The sequence below is a fragment of the Brumimicrobium glaciale genome (assembly GCF_004152935.1).
Lineage (GTDB): Bacteria > Bacteroidota > Bacteroidia > Flavobacteriales_D > Crocinitomicaceae > Brumimicrobium > Brumimicrobium glaciale.
Genome location: NZ_SETE01000004.1, coordinates 184,639 through 201,051, shown reverse-complemented (window position 1 = coordinate 201,051; position 16,413 = coordinate 184,639). Strand labels below are relative to the sequence as shown.

The window sequence follows — 16,413 nt, the reverse complement described above, 5'->3', positions numbered from 1 at the left end:
AAATCAAAATGAAATACTCCAAATACATATTGCCTTTAGCTGCTCCTTTCCTATTTGCTTTTACTTCTTATGCTCAGTTTCAAACTATAGAGGAGGGGCCTTCTGGAAAGGTAGATACTATTTATTATCCTTTTCAAAATGACATTCAAATGATCGTTATAAATCATTATGATGCGTGGAGAAGTAAAGTGAGTTTTATGGAGCAGTCTCGTCCTAGAGCCATGAGTTGGTCAAATATTTTAGGGCCAACTCAACCCAATGTTTATGTTTTTAGAAATAAAAAAGGTGAAATTCTAAATGTTTATAATGCAGCTGAAGAAAGTTTTTTAAAACATAAATTCAGGAATGTTGATGATGATAAATTGAATTATCTTTCTAATGAACCAAAAGCACTTCTCTTTTATAATCAAGTAGATTCAGAAACTAATCAAGATAAAACTAAACAACAAACTACTCCTTGGTATTTGTCTGATCACAACATTATTGGAGGACAACGTAAAAAAGGTTTGTTCAGCACGATTAGCGGTGAGGTTGTTTTAGAAGCTAAGTATGATGCAATTGTGCTAAATAAACTATACGAACAAAAAGCTTTTATTGTGATTAACAACGGAAAGTTTGGGTGGATTGATTCTACCTACAAAGAAGATGTTGCTATACAGTTTGAATTAATTGATGGAGATATTAAATATTCTAAAATTAACAGGAGTCATATTATCACGAAAAAAGACGGACTTTGGGGAATAATAGATGAAACTGGGAATGTATTAATGGATTTTAAGTACACTAATATAATAGACTATCTAGATTATTATGCTTATTCAACAGATGGATCTGTTGGCATGTTTGACCCAAAAACTTTTGATCCAATTATCGCTTCACAAAAATACACCTTTATTAAACAAAGAGTCTCAGTATACCCTATACTTGATAGAGAGGAATACCTTGTTAGAAAAAATGGGAAATATGGATATGTAGGACGAAACAATCAGATTATTTTGCCTTTAGAATATGACTCAATCCTTTCAAGAGTCTTGTGGGCAAAAGAAAGACAATGGTGGCATATTGTAAAGAAAGATGATCATTATGGAGTTTTTAATCAAAATTTCGAATTAGTTATACCAATTGAATTTGATACTATTTACCAAAGCCATAAGACAATCCATGTCAAAAAAGATGAGAAATGGGGCTTTTATGACCACAATTACAAACTTATTAGTGAGCCTATTTTTGATAACATATATTGGGTAAGAGGTTATTATGTTTTGATTAAGGATGGCAAGTATGGCCTGTTAAATGAACATTTTGACAATGCTTTACTTATTATTCTCCCAAAATATACTACTATCAGATATTTGAAGAATAATTATTTAAGAGATAAGATTTATTTTAATATTTCAATTGATGGAAAGAAAGGTGTTTTAGAGGCGACTAAGGGTGTTGAGAAATTTTAGTTTAGAATAGAAAGTATCAAGCATGGAACTTAAAAATTTAACAATTAAAGACGGAAAATCCTTTGATGTAAAACGGAAATAACCCTAATAATCAATAGAAAAGTAAACTTCATTCCAAGATAAAACAAATAAATATGAAGCACGTATTATTAACCCTTTTGCTAATCACATCATTATTCAGTTACGGACAATTTCAGTTCGTTTTTCCTGATAATATTGAATTTGAACCTAATAACAGTAATTTAAATATTTTAGGAGTCAAAAAGGTTGAACAGTATTCAATTTCCAAATCGAGTTCAGATTCTATTTTTGGAGATAAGACTTTAGATTATATTTTTGAATATGATTCATTGTCTCGGTTGAAATCTTGGAAATACGACTTTAAAAACGAATCCTTTGAAGTACACAAGCAAGAAGGATTCTCAGAAGCAAAAGTTTATCATTATACGCATGGCAATGCTAATATAATTAAGTTTTTTAACGGATCAACGAAAGTCAATTATAACTATAGCGAATGCAAATTTACATGGGAGAATCACAGACTCAAAACTGTTTTTTATGAACATGCTAAGTACGATCAAAGAAATCAAGGATTCAATCATGGAGCTTTTACATTTATCGATTTAAGTCGTTTTCATCCAACTATTGAAAAAGTCTATGAAGAAGAGAGAATTATAGAAAAAACAACCTTTTATGAAAAGAGATTAAAGACCTTTTCGAAGTACAAATATAAAGCATTTACAGTTCCAAAAAGTGGTGAAATATTATTGCTCTTGGATGCTATCGTAGTTAAGCACTTTGATGAAAAGGGTTTGGAAGAATATGAGGTAATAAAACAGATTAATTATACTTTTTAATATTATAAAATCCGTGATTATCCGCGTTGCTTGCGGTTCTGCTGAGCCTGTCGATGCATCCGCGTCATCCGCGTTCCAATTTACGCAAATACTCACTACTCAAAACTCCCTGTCCCGCAATTATCGCTAACACTCAACACTGACCTACTAATTATCATTAAAGTCTATTGGCGCACGAGACAATATATCATACTTTTTCCCTTCACGTTTCATAAACCTTTGCCAGATATCAGTAATTGAAGTATCCATAATTTCTAGTGGATTCAAAACTGGCGCAACAATCCAATTATTTCTATTGATTTCTTCTTCTAATTGGCCTGGATCCCAACCTGAGTATCCCAAGAAGAAGCGCACTTTTGATGGATCAGCTGTTCCATCGTTGAGTTGTTCGGTCAATAAGTCATAATCTCCACCAATATAAATCCCATCATCTACTTCAATACTCCCAGGTAGTCCATCTCCAAGGGTATGAATAAAGAAAATGTTTTCTGTTTGAACAGGGCCTCCAATGCCGATATTTGCACCAACATCAGGGAAGTTTTTAGCAACCTCAGATAAATCAATATCTAGAAAATTGGTCAATACAAAGCCAAATGTACCTTCACTGTTATAGTCGCACATATAAACTACGGATCGACCAAAATAATCGTCCTTAGAAAATGGATCAGAAATTAAAACTCTTCCTTTGCGCGGTTTTCTTTTATTCTCAAATGATAAATCGATTGCCATGGTTTCTTTGTATTGAACTTTCAATTATTGTATCAATATATAAATTCTTCTTCAACTGATTTGAATTTTGTAAGTTAAATTTAAAATTATTTTAGAAGAATTACTTTGATTTACTATCTTGGTTTCCTATTAAACATATAACTTATATAGAGCTAAGATATTACATCATAAAACAACTTTTAAAATGTATTGTTCGAAATGTGGAGGTGAAATAAATGAAGAAGCTAATTTTTGTTCAAACTGTGGACAGAAAGTAGGCGGTTCCGACGCTTCAAATAATAAGGTTAACGCAATTGAATTTGAAACATTAAGTTTCTCATCACGATTTATTTTAGGAGGCAGCTTATTCACTCCAGACCGTGTAATCATCACTTCAAAAGAGTTGATTTATAGAAAACGCAACAGTCATTTTATTGGAGTGGATGAAATTGCAATTCCATTTAAACGTATTTCATCAATAGAAATTGACCGTAGATTAATTAGCACATCAATTATCGTGTACACAATGGGAAATGAAGTGGTGAAATTGAAGAATTTTTCGATTGGTGACGCTAAGAAAATTAGAGAGGTTTTGAATCAAAGACTGAATAATTGATAATTGACAATTCCTTAAGGTAAACCTAATAATTCATTCGTTAAGTTTTTTAAACTCAACGTTTCCTTTCATGTTGAAGATTAATTCCTTTTCCTTTTCCTTTATTTTGTAAACGCACCTAAATTGACCAATTCCAACCACAAAAGATAAAGTTATTGTCTTCTTATTGATCCAATTATAAATTCCATGTTTACCGCCGTATATTTTATAATTTTCATCCTCAATTCCTTTACATTTCGCCATGTTTTGAACTTGGTGGTCTTCGAACAATAATTGTTCTGTACATATCAATTCATCTTCTGGTACTTTATAAGTTTTCTTATTCTTTGTTAATGTGAATTGTTCTGAAAAGCCTAATATAAAGTCAATATTTTCGTAACCATGAGTAAGTGAATCCTTTTCATAATCATTGATTTCTGCCGGATGCCCCTTATCATATACGTACCAATCCCCATCAATCTTAATTTGAGAAAAAGCAATGGATTGAGATAGTAGTAAAATAAAAATAGATACTATTTTGATCATAAACTGTATTTTAAATCTTAAAAATATACGGTTCTCCGAATCAACATTTATGAATTTGAGATTGAGTAAAACACGTTAATAATTAACCATTGACAATTAACCATTATCAAAGGAATTCCGGTGGTTTACGTAACTCCAATTTCGCACTTTGGAATAGGGCAGAAGTAGCGTTAAATCGAACTAAGAAACTCTGTTGACCACCAATTGGTGTCCAGTAAAACGAGAGTTGCCAACAGTGCATATCACGTGTTAACGTCAAACGTGATTGTGTTAATTCCTTCATGTTTAAATCATAACTTGAGTTTAAACCTAATTTCCATCTTTCTGTAAAACTCACATCTCCTGAAAGTACGATGTTTTGATTTTTTCTGTAGCGTTCAAGTGGATCTGAAGTATTCAAATTCACAAAGAAAGTATGTGTTAAATTTACTTTCCAAGGAATTTTAAAATTGATGACTTCATGCGGATTCATTGCATAATATTGGTAATCTGCTCCCCAATGATCACCCATTAATTCTTGGGTTTTATTGATTTCGTCCCGCGATTCTTTTGCTGTGAATGTGTATGTTGTTGAGAAATTTGCTTTCGTTACTCTACCTAAGCCTTGTCCATTTTTAGAAGCATACTTGTCGTAGGCAATTCCATCATCATTCCATGCATAAGGTGATACAGAAGCTCCAGAAACAATACTTAAACCTTTTATCGGCGCAATTCTCAAAGTGAAATTAACATCAGAAAACTGCATTGAGTCTTTAAATATATCGTAGTTACCATTTACAGAAAGTGCATCAATTATTCTTGTTTTTGCAAATTCTTCTCCAATGGTATCGTTTCTATTGCGGTGTTTTAATTCAAATGTATTGTTTAAATTATAGCTAATTAATCCAACATCTCTTCCTATACTTTCTCTGTACAAACTGTTTTCGTATGGTGAGTATTCAATTTCAGTATTGTCTGGACCTATAGTTTCTGTAACGAAAGAACTGGTGTTTGGTTGGTAACGCATAGAAATTCTTGGAGTAATAACATGACGCATTTTCATTCCGCTTTTTCCTATAAAGTTGTAGTAAGCGTAAAGATTCGTTGATAATTCTGTTTGGAAAGCCGCATCTTGTGAAAAGCCTAAACCACTTAAAGTATCATTAACAATTGAATTTGTTGGCGTATCAAAACGCTTCTCAACAGACTGAAAATTCATGCGTAAATTATATTGTGCTGTTGTATTTAAGGTGACCACTTTCTTAAATAACTGCAAAGGATAACTTGTTCCAAAATTGTGCTGAATTCCGTTTTGCATTCTATCTTGAATAAGGTCAAAACGTTTATCATTTAATAAGCTATCTGCAAAAATAGCTCTGTTTTTTGCTTCTAAAGCATAAGTAAATCCTATTTTTTCATAGAATTTTTCTCCACCAATTTTATTTTTTCTTAAAGCTTTAAAAGGAAAGAAACGATTTACGTTAACATTAAAAGTAGGTAAATCCGCTTCTATATTTTGAGATGCTGAGTTTTGTTTTAAAGCTGCTTTTAATCCCATAGTCACGGGTTTTCCAGGGAAATTTCTAATAAGATTGATGTCTGAGTTAAAGTTGTTCTGGAAATATTGCTGATTCAGCGGATCTAAATTGGTTTTACCACTATTATCGGATTGAAAGTTTACACTAGAATTAAATTTCCAAAATGGATTTGCTTTTACTTCTTGGGCATGTTTCCATTGCACAACAATCTTTTGTTTACGAATTGAATCGGCTGGAAACGGTTGCCTAAACGAACTATATTCAAGGTTTAAATTTCCGTTATATTTATAACGCTTTTTGTAATCTGTTTGGTTCTTTATTTCAAAAGTTCCGCGTGAATATAAACTTGCATAAAAAGTGGTTTGAATTAAATCAGATTTCTTTATTGGGAAATAATATCCAAAATCTTGAAAACCAAATCCATATTGCGATACAGGAGTAAACATTGGGAAAATAAATCCATTTTCTGCTTCTTTATCTTTCGTAGGAATAACACTAAAAGGCAAGCCTAATGGAGTTGGAATTCCTTTTACCCAAAGATTTACAGGACCGGTAGCAATTCTTTTTTCAGGAACCATTACAGCTTTTGAAAGTTGAAAGTGAAAGTGAGGATCATCTAGTTCACAAGTAGTGAATTTTCCTTTTATGAAGTGTACTTCTTCATTCTTTTGACGTTTGGCCACCTCCATTTGAAGGTACATCTCCTCTTGTTTCGTTTTTAATTCTTCAATAAAACCTTTTTCAGTTTCAAAATTATAACGCATACTAGCAGCTGTAAAAGATTGTGTTCCTTCTTCAAATTTTGGAATTCCAACACGGTTTCCGTCTTCATCTAAAGTGTAAATTGCATAAATTTCGCTTTTGTCTGTATCCAATTCAATTAAGTCTGCTGTCATTTTAATGCCGTCATACTCAACGATAGCATCACCATAAATAGATATTTTATTCGTTTTCAGATTGGCAACTATTGAATCTGTACAAGAATAATATACGCGAGATTCCAAAGCATCCTTTGTTCTATAAATGCGTTGTTTCTCTACAATTTTCAAAGAATCTTGAGCGTAAAAAGAAGGTGTTAATAGAATTATTAACAATCCAACGACGAAAAAATGCGTTATGGAATATTTTTTGCTCAATAGGAACTCGTAAATTTGTGTATAATAGTTAACGTAAACGGATGCAAATCTAAAAAATTACATTGTTGTGTGGTCAAAAATATATAAAACAATAGTATTATTTACTCTTCTGTGGTCAGTTCATCCAATGTTCGCCCAAGAAAACCTTGATGACGTATTGTCTAATGGGATTAAAACTGTGGTCATTGATCCCGGACATGGAGGAAAAGATCCTGGATGTCATGGAGGAATTACCAACGAAAAAACGGTTGTTTTGGCTATTGGTTTAAAACTTGGTGAATACATTAAAAGTAAATATCCTCACATTAAAGTTATTTACACCAGAGATTCTGATAAGTTTATTGAATTAGATCACCGAGCAAAAATCGCCAATGAGAATCATGCGGATGTCTTTATTTCTATTCACGCCAACGCAGCGGGTTCAGCAGCCTATGGAACTGAAACTTATGTTTTAGGATTGCACAGAACTGAAAGTCAGCAGCAAGTTGCAGAACGAGAGAACAGCACGATTTTATTTGAAGATAATAGTGAAGAGAAATACAAAGATTTCGAATTAACTCCAGATGCCATTATTGCGCGACAATTGCAATTGAGTGTTTTCTTGAATCAAAGTATCAACTTAGCATCAAAGATTCAAGCACAGTTTAGGGCCATCGACCGAAGAGATAGGGGAGTTAAGCAAGCAGGATTCTTGGTTTTGTATAAAACTACGATGCCAAGTGTTTTAATTGAAACTGGATTTTTAACAAATAGTTCTGAAGAAAAGTTTTTACATAATCCTGTGAATCAGATTAAAATGGCAAACGTTATTTTTAAAGCTTTTCAAGAATATGTTGCTGAAATTGAAGGTGTAAATACTTTAGTTGAAAATGGTGCTGGATTTGAAGCTTCTATAAAAGAAATCAAGGAAAGTGATGAAGAAGAACAAATAGTGTTCAAGGAAGAAAAGGACAATGTTTATTTTAAAATTCAAGTTGAAACATCCCGAGTTCCGCTCTCTGTAAATCATAAGAGATTCAATAATATTGCTGTAAAAGAATACAAACAAGACGGATTATATAAGTACACAGCTGGATTATTTGAAAATGATTTTGATGCTGCAAATGCCTATAAACAAGAAATGCAAAATATTGGTTTTAAGCATGCTTTTGTGGTTGGATTTGTAAATGGTCAAAGAATTCCGATTGCAGAGGCAATAAAATTGGCAAAGAAGTAGAATTTCTATTACATTAGTAAAGGATTTATAAATTTATTCTCATTATTTTAGCACAAAATCGACAACATTGAAAGTATCAAAAGAATTCAAAATAGGTTTAGCAGTAATTTTATCAACAGCACTTCTGATTTTCGGGGTGAATTACCTTAAAGGAAACAGTTTCTTCGGAGGAGATGATGTCTATTATGCTTATTTCCCAACTTCTGGAGCTTTGACTCCATCTTCCTCTGTGACATTGAATGGTGTAGAAGTAGGTAAGGTGATCACGGTAGACCTTGTTAATCCAAATAATTACACAGATCCAAATAAAAGAGTTTTAGTAAAATTCAATATTCATACCGATGGACTAAGTTTAGCAAAAGGTTCTGGAATTAAAATTGTTCCAGGAGTTTTGAGTACTGGTGTTCATATTGAACAAAATTTTATTGCTGAGAAAGGTTATTACAAAATTGGTGATACATTAAATGGAACGGTAAGTCAGGAGATTACAGAACAAATTGAATCGGAGTTATTGCCTATAAAAAGGAAAATGGAAAACCTGATTACTTCAATAGATAACATTGTAAATTCAATCACAGTATTCTGGGACACTTCAGCTGCTTATACATTGGACGAAGGATTGAATGAGGTGAAAATTGCTATTTCTAGATTTGGTCGCGTAGCTTATAATATGGACAATTTGATTCTTGATGAGAAAGCAAAACTTGGTCGTATATTCGATAATGTTGAAAACATCACGCACAATTTTAAAGCAACAAATACTGAAATCCAGAAAGTTGTGGGTAATATGGCGCAATTGACAGATTCATTAGTCACTGTTGATTTTAAAACTGCAATTTCCGAAGCGACAATAACATTGCAGAAAGTGAATGGGTTATTGGAAGAAGCTGCTGATGGAAACGGAACTTTGGGTAAATTGCTTAAAGATGAACAACTTTATGATGAATTGAATACCACCAATGAAAGACTTCAAAATTTAGTTGACGATATTAAAGTTCACCCAGAAAGATACATTCATTTTTCAGTCTTTGGTTCAAAATCTAAAGGAGTTCCAATAACAAAAGATGAGGAACGTAAATTGAAGAAAATACTCGACACTATTCAATAAACATTAAATAATAATTTATGATTTCAATTATAATATTCGCAGTTTTATTACTTGTTGGATTTGGATATTTTGCTTCGAATGCAAATAAGATTCGATCCAATATTTTGATGGGACAAGATGTAAACCGTTCCGATAATAAAGGAGAAAGACTAAAAGTAATGTCGCTGATTGCTTTGGGACAGAAAAAGATGTTCAAACGTCCAATTCCGGCAATTCTTCACTTTTGTTTATATGCAGCTTTTGTAATTACACAAGTGGAATTGATAGAAATTATTGCTGATGGATTATCTGGAGAACATAGACTTTTCAGAGGTTCACTTGGTGGATTCTATACTTTTATGATTTCATTTATTGAAGTACTTTCAGTATTGGCTTTCGTTGCAACTTTTATCTTTTTGGCAAGACGTAACTTGATTAAAGTTCCACGATTGAATATGAAAGAAATGAAAGGTTGGCCGAAAATAGACGGTAACATGATCTTAGTAATGGAATTGATTCTGATAACCTTCATTTTCATGATGAATGGTGCAGACGAAGTACTTTATTCACAAGGTCTTTCTCATGCTGAAAATTTAGGAGATCAATCGTTCGGTTTTGCAATATCTCAATTTGTAGGACCAGTACTTTTCGGTGGAATGAGTGAATCAACATTGATTATTGTGGAAAGAATAGGTTGGTGGGGACACATTTTAATGGTGTTTACTTTCTTAAACTATTTACCATTCTCTAAACATTTCCATATTATTTTAGCTTTCCCAAATACTTACTTCTCAAATCTGAAACCACAAGGTCAGTTTACGAATATGGAGTCAGTAATGAAAGAAGTGAAGTTAATGATGGATCCAGATGCTGATCCGTATGCAGTTCCTGATGAAGCTGAAGGGGAAGCAGAGGTTGCTCGTTTTGGAGCAAAAGATGTGGATGACTTATCATGGAAAAACTTATTAGATGCATACACTTGTACGGAATGTGGAAGATGTACTGATAATTGTCCGGCAAATCGAACAGGGAAATTACTTTCTCCGCGTAAGATTATGATGGATACGAGAGATCGTTTGGATGAGAAGGGAAAAAATATTCGCAAGCACGGAAAGGACCATGATGATGGAAAGAGTTTATTGAATGACTATATAAAAGAAGAAGAATTATGGGCATGTACAACTTGCAACGCCTGTGTTGAAGCTTGTCCTGTGAACATAGATCCTTTATCTATTATTATGGAAATGCGCCGCAGCCTTGTAATGGAAGAATCAAAAGTACCTACTGAATTAGCAGGAATGATTTCTAACATTGAAAACAATGGTGCACCATGGCAATTTAGTCCAGATGATCGTTTGAACTGGAGGGACGAAGAATAAAATTATAAATTGATTACAAAGAAATATTTATGAGCAATTTGATGAAAGTACCTACAATGGCAGAAATGACAGCGAACGGAGAAGTTCCTGAGATCTTATTCTGGGTAGGCTGTTCAGGTAGTTTTGATGATAGAGCAAAAAAGATTACCAAAGCAATTGTTAAGATTCTTAATAAATGTGAGGTGAAATTTGCAGTACTTGGTGCTGAAGAATCGTGTACAGGAGATCCTGCAAAACGTGCTGGAAATGAATTCGTATACCAGATGCAAGCAATGCAAAACATTGAAGTGCTTGATGGATATGGAATTAAGAAAATAGTAACGGGATGTCCACACTGTTTCAACATCATGAAAAACGAGTACCCTGAATTGGGTGGTAACTACGAGGTAATGCACCATACACAATTGATTCAGTCTTTAATTAAAGAAGGAAGATTACAAGTTGAAGGTGGAGACATGTTTAAAGGAAAGAAAATTACTTTCCATGATCCATGTTATTTAGGACGTGGTAATAATGTTTATGAAGCGCCAAGAGAAATGCTTCAAAAACTAGATGCTGAATTGGTGGAGATGAAAAACTGCAAAGCCAAAGGAACATGTTGTGGTGCTGGAGGTGCTCAAATGTTTAAAGAATCAGAAAAAGGGGATAAAGAGGTGAATGTTTTACGTACCGAAGAAGCATTGGAGGTAAAACCTGATATCATTGCTACTGGATGTCCATTCTGTAATACAATGATGACAGACGGAGTGAAAAACAAAGACAAAGAAGGAAGCGTTCAAGTAATTGATGTCGCTGAATTAATTGCTACTGCAGCAGATTTATAATTTAATAATTATGCAAATTTCAAATAAAGATTTATTTACTCAGTTTCCAGACCAATCAAAAGTTTGGTTGTATCAAAGTGATAGAGCGTTGAGTAAAGAAGAAATATCTAAATTAGAAAATGAGTTGACCACTTTCGTTGAAGGTTGGGCAGCACATGGAAGTAAATTATGGGCAGGTGCGAAAGTATTGAATCCATATTTTGCCCTAGTTGCTGTGAATGACTCATTGGTTCCACCTTCTGGTTGTTCAGTTGATGCATCAGTTCATAAAATGAAAGATCTAGGGTTAGAAATGGGAATTAACTTTTTTGATAGAATGAAAGTCACCATTCAAGAAGGTGAGGATTTAAAACAAGTTCACTTCTCTGATTTAGACAATCATCAAGAAGCATTAATTTTTGATCCTTTGATTACTTCATTAGGAGAATTAAGAGCGGCATGGCCAAGACCAATTGAAGAGAGTAGTTTTGCTCACATGGTGGGTTAAGAAAGACATATATAAAACAAAAAAGCAGATCGTGAGATCTGCTTTTTTTGTTTTATATATGTATGGTCGATTTGTAATCGTCCAATTGTTAATCCTATTAATCTATGTTCTGAATTACCATTGCAGAAGCACCACCACCACCATTACAAATCGCAGCAGCACCATATTTACCACCGTTTTGTTTCAATACGTTGATCAATGTTACGATGATTCTAGAACCAGAATTTCCAAGTGGATGTCCAAGTGCAACAGCACCTCCATTCACGTCAACTTTCGTTGGGTCAATTCCTAAAATCTTTGTATTTGCTAATCCAACAACAGCAAAAGCTTCGTTCAATTCCCAAAAATCAACATCGTCCTTAGAAATTCCTGCTCTATCTAATGCGATAGGCAAAGCTTTCGCTGGAGCAGTTGTAAACCATTTTGGTTCTTGAGCAGCATCAGCATATCCAACAATCTTAGCGATTGGTTTCAAACCATGTTTTTCAACAGCTTCTTTTGAAGCTAAGATCAATGCAGATGCACCATCATTTAAAGTTGAAGCATTCGCAGCAGTTACAGTTCCATCTTTATTAAAAGCAGGACGTAATGTTGGAATTCTATCTAAAGAAACGTTAGTATATTCTTCATCTTCTGAAACGATAACTGGCTCACCTCTTCTTTGTGGAACTTCAACTGGAACAACTTCTTCCTTGAATTTACCATCTTTCCAAGCTTTTGCAGCTTTCTCGTAAGAGTTGATTGCAAAGTTATCTTGGTCTTCACGTGTGAATTTGTATTCTGTAGCACATTCATCAGCACAAGAACCCATGTGAACTTGACCATAAACGTCAGTTAAACCATCTTTCACCATTCCATCAACCATTTTAATGTCACCTAACTTTTGACCGTTACGTGCATTTACATAATGAGGAACCATACTCATGTTTTCCATTCCACCTGCAACAACGATATGGTTGTCACCTGCAAGAATAGTTTGAGCTGCCAAAGACAAAGCTTTCATTCCTGAAGCACATACTTTGTTTATTGTTGTAGCAGGAACTTGATCAGAAATACCTGCAAAAATTGACGCTTGACGCGCTGGTGCTTGACCTAAATTCGCTGAAAGTACATTTCCCATGAAAACCTCATTGATGTCTTCTGCTTTAATGTTTGCTTTTGCGATTGCTCCTTTAATTGCAGTTGCTCCTAATTGTGTCGCTGAAACAGTAGATAACCCTCCAAGGAAACTCCCTATTGGCGTACGTACAGCTGAAATAATATAAACTTCTTTCATGATTCTGTTAATTTTCTTTTTGATTGCCACGAAAGTACGAAATTCTTCACTTTTTTACATCATTTTTAATGAATAAGTGGCTTAGTCGCTCAACTATTAGGATTTTTTTAAAATAAGTGACAAATTTGCACCGAATTTAATTTATTGACTTTTTCAACATAAATATTTTTACAGAATGAATTTTAAGGAAATGACTTTTATGGGGCTTATAAGCCTTTTTGTAATTCCAAATTTGAACGCACAAGACGATTCAGATATTCCACCAAAAGAACCTTCCAATTGGAAGCTAGAAAGTAAATATTCTCTGAATGTTACCCAATCAACGTTTACCAATTGGGCGAGTGGAGGTAGAAACAATATCTCAGGTTTAGGTTTTATAAATGCAATGGCAGATTATAAAAAGAATAAATTGAGATGGGCAAGTACACTATCAGCAGGTATTGGTGGAATTCAATATTTTGATGAAGACATAGAAAAAACGGATGATGTTTTGGATGTTCAATCAACATTGTCTTATGGTTTAAAAGATCCATGGTTTGTTTCTTTTTTAGGTGGTTTTAGAACTCAGTTTTTGGATGGTTATTCAAATCCAGGTGATTCAATTCGCTCCTCTACTTTTATGGCGCCAGGCTATGTAAACATATCATTAGGTATTGAATATATTCCGAATGATAATTTAAAAGTTCTGATTTCACCTTTGTCAGGTAAGTTTACTTTCGTTCAAAGTCAAGTTTTGGCAGATTCAGGTGCATTTGGTGTTAAGCCAGCAGAATTATCTAATACAGGTTTAGTAATAAAGCCAGGTGAAAGATTTAGAGCTGAAATGGGGGCGTACATACGTATCGTTTACAAAAAAGATTTAATGGAAAATATTAGTCTAAAATCTCGACTTGAGTTATTCTCAAGCTATGTGAATATCCCTCAAAATATTGATGTAAATGGTGAGTTGATTTTAGATTTTAAAGTGAATAAATGGTTTTCGGCTAATATTCAGTTGAACTTGGTGTATGATGATGATATTGATATCGAAGACAGAAATGGAAATGTTGGACCAAGAACTCAGTTTAAACAAGTAACTGGAATCGGGATAGCTTATCGAATGGCTAACTTTGAGGAAAAAAAGAAATAAATAGTTTAATTAATTAGTATTTAGGGCTCCGACAGTATCGTCGGGGCTTTTTTATTTCAAGTTGAAAAAATATATTTTTCAACCGATGCGATTAAATGAAAAAAATGTCGTAAAATTGAACTAAGTATGACAACTTTTAGGAAGATGTCAATTTAATTTAAATCTAAAATAACAATCATGGCAAAAAGTCAAGATGCAAAGAAAAGTGATAAAAAAGCGCCTGTAAAAACTGCAAAAGAGAAGAAAGAGGCGAAACGTGAAAAGAAAGCTGGTAAATAATCAGCACGTATAAATTTTTTGAATGCTACTTTAGTTTCTGAAGTAGCATTTTTTTTGTTTAAAAATATTCTCAACTTCAATAATTCCCTACACTTAATTATCTTCGTATTTATGAATGTAATGAAGATTCAAATAAAAAATAAAATTGACGGAGAAGTAAATATTCCTTCCTCGAAAAGCTATGCGCAACGTGCAATTGCATTGGCAGGATTGTCTCAATCTACTGTGATTATTCGTAATTTAACAAATAGTGATGACGTTATTGCTGCGCAAGGAATTATTGAATCATTAGGTGCTAGATTTATTCGTAAGAATGGTGAACTTCATTTATCGAAAGGAATATCACGTGATTCTACTAAAGAAATTTCCATAAATTGTAAAGAATCTGGCTTAAGTACAAGATTGTTTAGTGCTTTCTCATTGCTTTTTGATCAGGAATTTCAAGTGAATGGAGAAGGTTCAATTACGCAGCGAACAATGGAAATGGTGATTGATGGATTGAAAGAATTCGGAAAGGATATTCAAAGCAATGATTTCAAATTACCATTGATTATAGAGGGAGAAACTTCGAAACATGAAGTTGAAATTGATGGAAGTATAAGTTCTCAGTTTCTGACTGGATTATTGATTGTAGCACCGTTTTTAAAAGCCGATACACAAATTAATGTGCTGAATTTAAAGAGTAAACCTTATATAAAAATGACCATTGATTTAATGCATCATTTCGGATTGGAAGTAGGAAATAAAGATTTTAAGATTTTTAATAGTAAAGGAAATCAAAGCATAAATAAACCAATAGATTATAAAGTAGAAGGAGATTGGAGTGCCGCTTCGTTTCTCGTAGTTGCCGCTGCAATTGGAGGTAAAGTGAAATTAACAGGATTGTCAGCAAATTCTCGCCAAGGAGACAAGGTTATTCTTGATGCAGTTCAATTGGCTGGAGCAAATGTAAAATGGGAGAACGAAGATTTATTGATTGAAAAGAATAAGCTTCAACCGTTTGAATTTGATGCTACAGAATGTCCAGATTTATTTCCTCCATTAGTTGTTTTAGCAGCTTATGCAAAAGGGAAATCAGTAATTAAGGGACTGAATAGATTGAAACACAAAGAAAGCGATAGAGGATTAACACTTCAAGAAGAATGTGCAAAAGTAGGAGTGAAGCTTGAATTGTTGGAAGATGAAATGATTATTTATGGAAATGGTCAACCAATTATTTCAGAAGAAACCACCTTCTCTTCACACAATGATCACCGAATTGCAATGGCGATGACTTTGTTTAGTATTGGTGCTGAAAAGCCTATATTTATTGAAAATGCTAACGCAATAGAAAAATCTTATCCTGATTTTTATAAAGACTTTTTAACAATTTAAACCTATTAATCCGACTGTTTTCGGATAAATAATATCGACATTAGAAGAATATGGAAACCATAAAGAAAGAGGTAATTAAGGCGATTGAAAAAGAGTTAGAAGAAAGACTAGCTATTTCAACACAAACATACAATGATGCTTTAGAATCGCGTAACAACGACACGAAAAGTAGCGCCGGTGACAAATACGAAACTAGCAGAGCGATGATGCAACAAGAAATGGACAATGCTGAAGCAAGAATTCATCAAGTAAAGGTGTTCAAGAATGAATTGAATCGTTTGCCAGTCGAAGAGAAGTCAGATATAATAATCTCAGGTAGTTTCGTGGAAACAGATTTGGGATTGTATTTTATTGGATTGAGTCTTGGAAAAGTTGAAATCCAAAATCAAATTGTATATGCTATTTCAACAGCTTCTCCTTTGGGAAAAATGTTGTTGCATAAAAAGGTAGGGGACGAGATTAATTTGAATAATACGAAGCAATTTATTAAGAGCATAAATTAATTGATAGTTGACAATTAACAATTGATAATTTTTAATAAATATTCCTCTA

Annotated in this window: 15 protein-coding genes; 11 read left to right on the top strand and 4 right to left on the bottom strand. The window is 33.3% G+C overall.

What is annotated here, in order from left to right; translation table 11 throughout:
* Positions 1 to 8: 8 nt before the first annotated feature.
* Together ERX46_RS10755 and ERX46_RS10750 are read left to right on the top strand one after the other, a co-directional pair.
* Positions 9 to 1,451, top strand: coding sequence for a WG repeat-containing protein (locus ERX46_RS10755; RefSeq protein WP_130093872.1), 1,443 nt, complete (start codon positions 9 to 11; stop codon positions 1,449 to 1,451).
* Between the two features lie 134 nt (positions 1,452 to 1,585).
* Entirely contained in the window at positions 1,586 to 2,308 is a 723-nt protein-coding gene (locus tag ERX46_RS10750; protein WP_130093871.1) for a hypothetical protein, read from the top strand.
* A gap of 147 nt (positions 2,309 to 2,455) precedes the next feature.
* Here ERX46_RS10750 and ERX46_RS10745 read toward each other — a convergent pair whose 3' ends face one another.
* The gene (locus ERX46_RS10745) at positions 2,456 to 3,037 is read right to left on the bottom strand and encodes a YqgE/AlgH family protein (RefSeq protein ID WP_130093870.1); all 582 of its coding nucleotides are present in this window, start codon (positions 3,035 to 3,037) and stop codon (positions 2,456 to 2,458) included.
* Positions 3,038 to 3,221: 184 nt separating this feature from the next.
* On the opposite strand from ERX46_RS10745, the gene ERX46_RS10740 reads away from it, so the two are divergent.
* The gene (locus ERX46_RS10740; protein WP_130093869.1) at positions 3,222 to 3,632 is read left to right on the top strand and encodes a PH domain-containing protein; all 411 of its coding nucleotides are present in this window, start codon (positions 3,222 to 3,224) and stop codon (positions 3,630 to 3,632) included.
* Positions 3,633 to 3,665: 33 nt separating this feature from the next.
* Here ERX46_RS10740 and ERX46_RS10735 read toward each other — a convergent pair whose 3' ends face one another.
* Positions 3,666 to 4,157 (bottom strand): hypothetical protein, encoded by a 492-nt coding sequence (locus tag ERX46_RS10735; RefSeq protein WP_130093868.1) that lies wholly within the window; start codon positions 4,155 to 4,157, stop codon positions 3,666 to 3,668.
* A gap of 106 nt (positions 4,158 to 4,263) precedes the next feature.
* Positions 4,264 to 6,810, bottom strand: a complete 2,547-nt coding sequence (locus tag ERX46_RS10730; RefSeq protein ID WP_130093867.1) for a putative LPS assembly protein LptD — start codon at positions 6,808 to 6,810, stop codon at positions 4,264 to 4,266.
* A 67-nt stretch (positions 6,811 to 6,877) separates the two neighbouring features.
* Between ERX46_RS10730 and ERX46_RS10725 the strand changes: the two genes are divergently transcribed.
* From ERX46_RS10725 to ERX46_RS10705, 5 genes are all read left to right on the top strand, one after another.
* Positions 6,878 to 8,026 carry an N-acetylmuramoyl-L-alanine amidase gene (locus ERX46_RS10725; protein ID WP_130093866.1) on the top strand — a complete coding sequence of 383 codons (1,149 nt, stop codon included), beginning with the start codon at positions 6,878 to 6,880 and terminating at the stop codon, positions 8,024 to 8,026.
* 67 nt (positions 8,027 to 8,093) lie between these two features.
* Positions 8,094 to 9,134, top strand: a complete 1,041-nt coding sequence (locus ERX46_RS10720; protein ID WP_165366216.1) for an MlaD family protein — start codon at positions 8,094 to 8,096, stop codon at positions 9,132 to 9,134.
* Positions 9,135 to 9,151: 17 nt separating this feature from the next.
* A complete protein-coding gene (locus tag ERX46_RS10715) occupies positions 9,152 to 10,492 on the top strand; it encodes a 4Fe-4S dicluster domain-containing protein (RefSeq protein WP_130093864.1) in 1,341 nt (446 codons plus the stop codon).
* A 29-nt stretch (positions 10,493 to 10,521) separates the two neighbouring features.
* On the top strand, positions 10,522 to 11,316 hold the full coding sequence (locus ERX46_RS10710) for a (Fe-S)-binding protein (RefSeq protein WP_130093863.1): 795 nt from the start codon (positions 10,522 to 10,524) through the stop codon (positions 11,314 to 11,316).
* 10 nt (positions 11,317 to 11,326) lie between these two features.
* Positions 11,327 to 11,803, top strand: coding sequence for a hypothetical protein (locus ERX46_RS10705; protein ID WP_130093862.1), 477 nt, complete (start codon positions 11,327 to 11,329; stop codon positions 11,801 to 11,803).
* 97 nt (positions 11,804 to 11,900) lie between these two features.
* Here ERX46_RS10705 and ERX46_RS10700 read toward each other — a convergent pair whose 3' ends face one another.
* Positions 11,901 to 13,079 carry an acetyl-CoA C-acyltransferase gene (locus tag ERX46_RS10700; RefSeq protein WP_130093861.1) on the bottom strand — a complete coding sequence of 393 codons (1,179 nt, stop codon included), beginning with the start codon at positions 13,077 to 13,079 and terminating at the stop codon, positions 11,901 to 11,903.
* A gap of 175 nt (positions 13,080 to 13,254) precedes the next feature.
* On the opposite strand from ERX46_RS10700, the gene ERX46_RS10695 reads away from it, so the two are divergent.
* From ERX46_RS10695 to ERX46_RS10680, 3 genes are all read left to right on the top strand, one after another.
* A complete protein-coding gene (locus tag ERX46_RS10695) occupies positions 13,255 to 14,208 on the top strand; it encodes a DUF3078 domain-containing protein (RefSeq protein ID WP_130093860.1) in 954 nt (317 codons plus the stop codon).
* A gap of 399 nt (positions 14,209 to 14,607) precedes the next feature.
* Entirely contained in the window at positions 14,608 to 15,861 is a 1,254-nt protein-coding gene (aroA, locus tag ERX46_RS10685; RefSeq protein ID WP_165366215.1) for a 3-phosphoshikimate 1-carboxyvinyltransferase, read from the top strand.
* A gap of 50 nt (positions 15,862 to 15,911) precedes the next feature.
* A complete protein-coding gene (locus ERX46_RS10680; RefSeq protein WP_130093857.1) occupies positions 15,912 to 16,364 on the top strand; it encodes a GreA/GreB family elongation factor in 453 nt (150 codons plus the stop codon).
* Positions 16,365 to 16,413: the final 49 nt, after the last annotated feature.

Bases quoted from the DNA above. Each gene is read 5' to 3' on its own strand.
- ERX46_RS10745 (WP_130093870.1), bottom strand. From the start codon at position 3,037: ATGGCAATCGATTTATCATTTGAGAATAAAAGAAAACCGCGCAAAGGA.
- ERX46_RS10740 (WP_130093869.1), top strand. From the start codon at position 3,222: ATGTATTGTTCGAAATGTGGAGGTGAAATAAATGAAGAAGCTAATTTT.
- ERX46_RS10680 (WP_130093857.1), top strand. From the start codon at position 15,912: ATGGAAACCATAAAGAAAGAGGTAATTAAGGCGATTGAAAAAGAGTTA.
- ERX46_RS10750 (WP_130093871.1), top strand. From the start codon at position 1,586: ATGAAGCACGTATTATTAACCCTTTTGCTAATCACATCATTATTCAGT.
- ERX46_RS10700 (WP_130093861.1), bottom strand. From the start codon at position 13,079: ATGAAAGAAGTTTATATTATTTCAGCTGTACGTACGCCAATAGGGAGT.
- aroA (WP_165366215.1), top strand. From the start codon at position 14,608: ATGAAGATTCAAATAAAAAATAAAATTGACGGAGAAGTAAATATTCCT.
- ERX46_RS10705 (WP_130093862.1), top strand. From the start codon at position 11,327: ATGCAAATTTCAAATAAAGATTTATTTACTCAGTTTCCAGACCAATCA.
- ERX46_RS10710 (WP_130093863.1), top strand. From the start codon at position 10,522: ATGAGCAATTTGATGAAAGTACCTACAATGGCAGAAATGACAGCGAAC.
- ERX46_RS10715 (WP_130093864.1), top strand. From the start codon at position 9,152: ATGATTTCAATTATAATATTCGCAGTTTTATTACTTGTTGGATTTGGA.
- ERX46_RS10735 (WP_130093868.1), bottom strand. From the start codon at position 4,157: ATGATCAAAATAGTATCTATTTTTATTTTACTACTATCTCAATCCATT.
- ERX46_RS10695 (WP_130093860.1), top strand. From the start codon at position 13,255: ATGAATTTTAAGGAAATGACTTTTATGGGGCTTATAAGCCTTTTTGTA.
- ERX46_RS10755 (WP_130093872.1), top strand. From the start codon at position 9: ATGAAATACTCCAAATACATATTGCCTTTAGCTGCTCCTTTCCTATTT.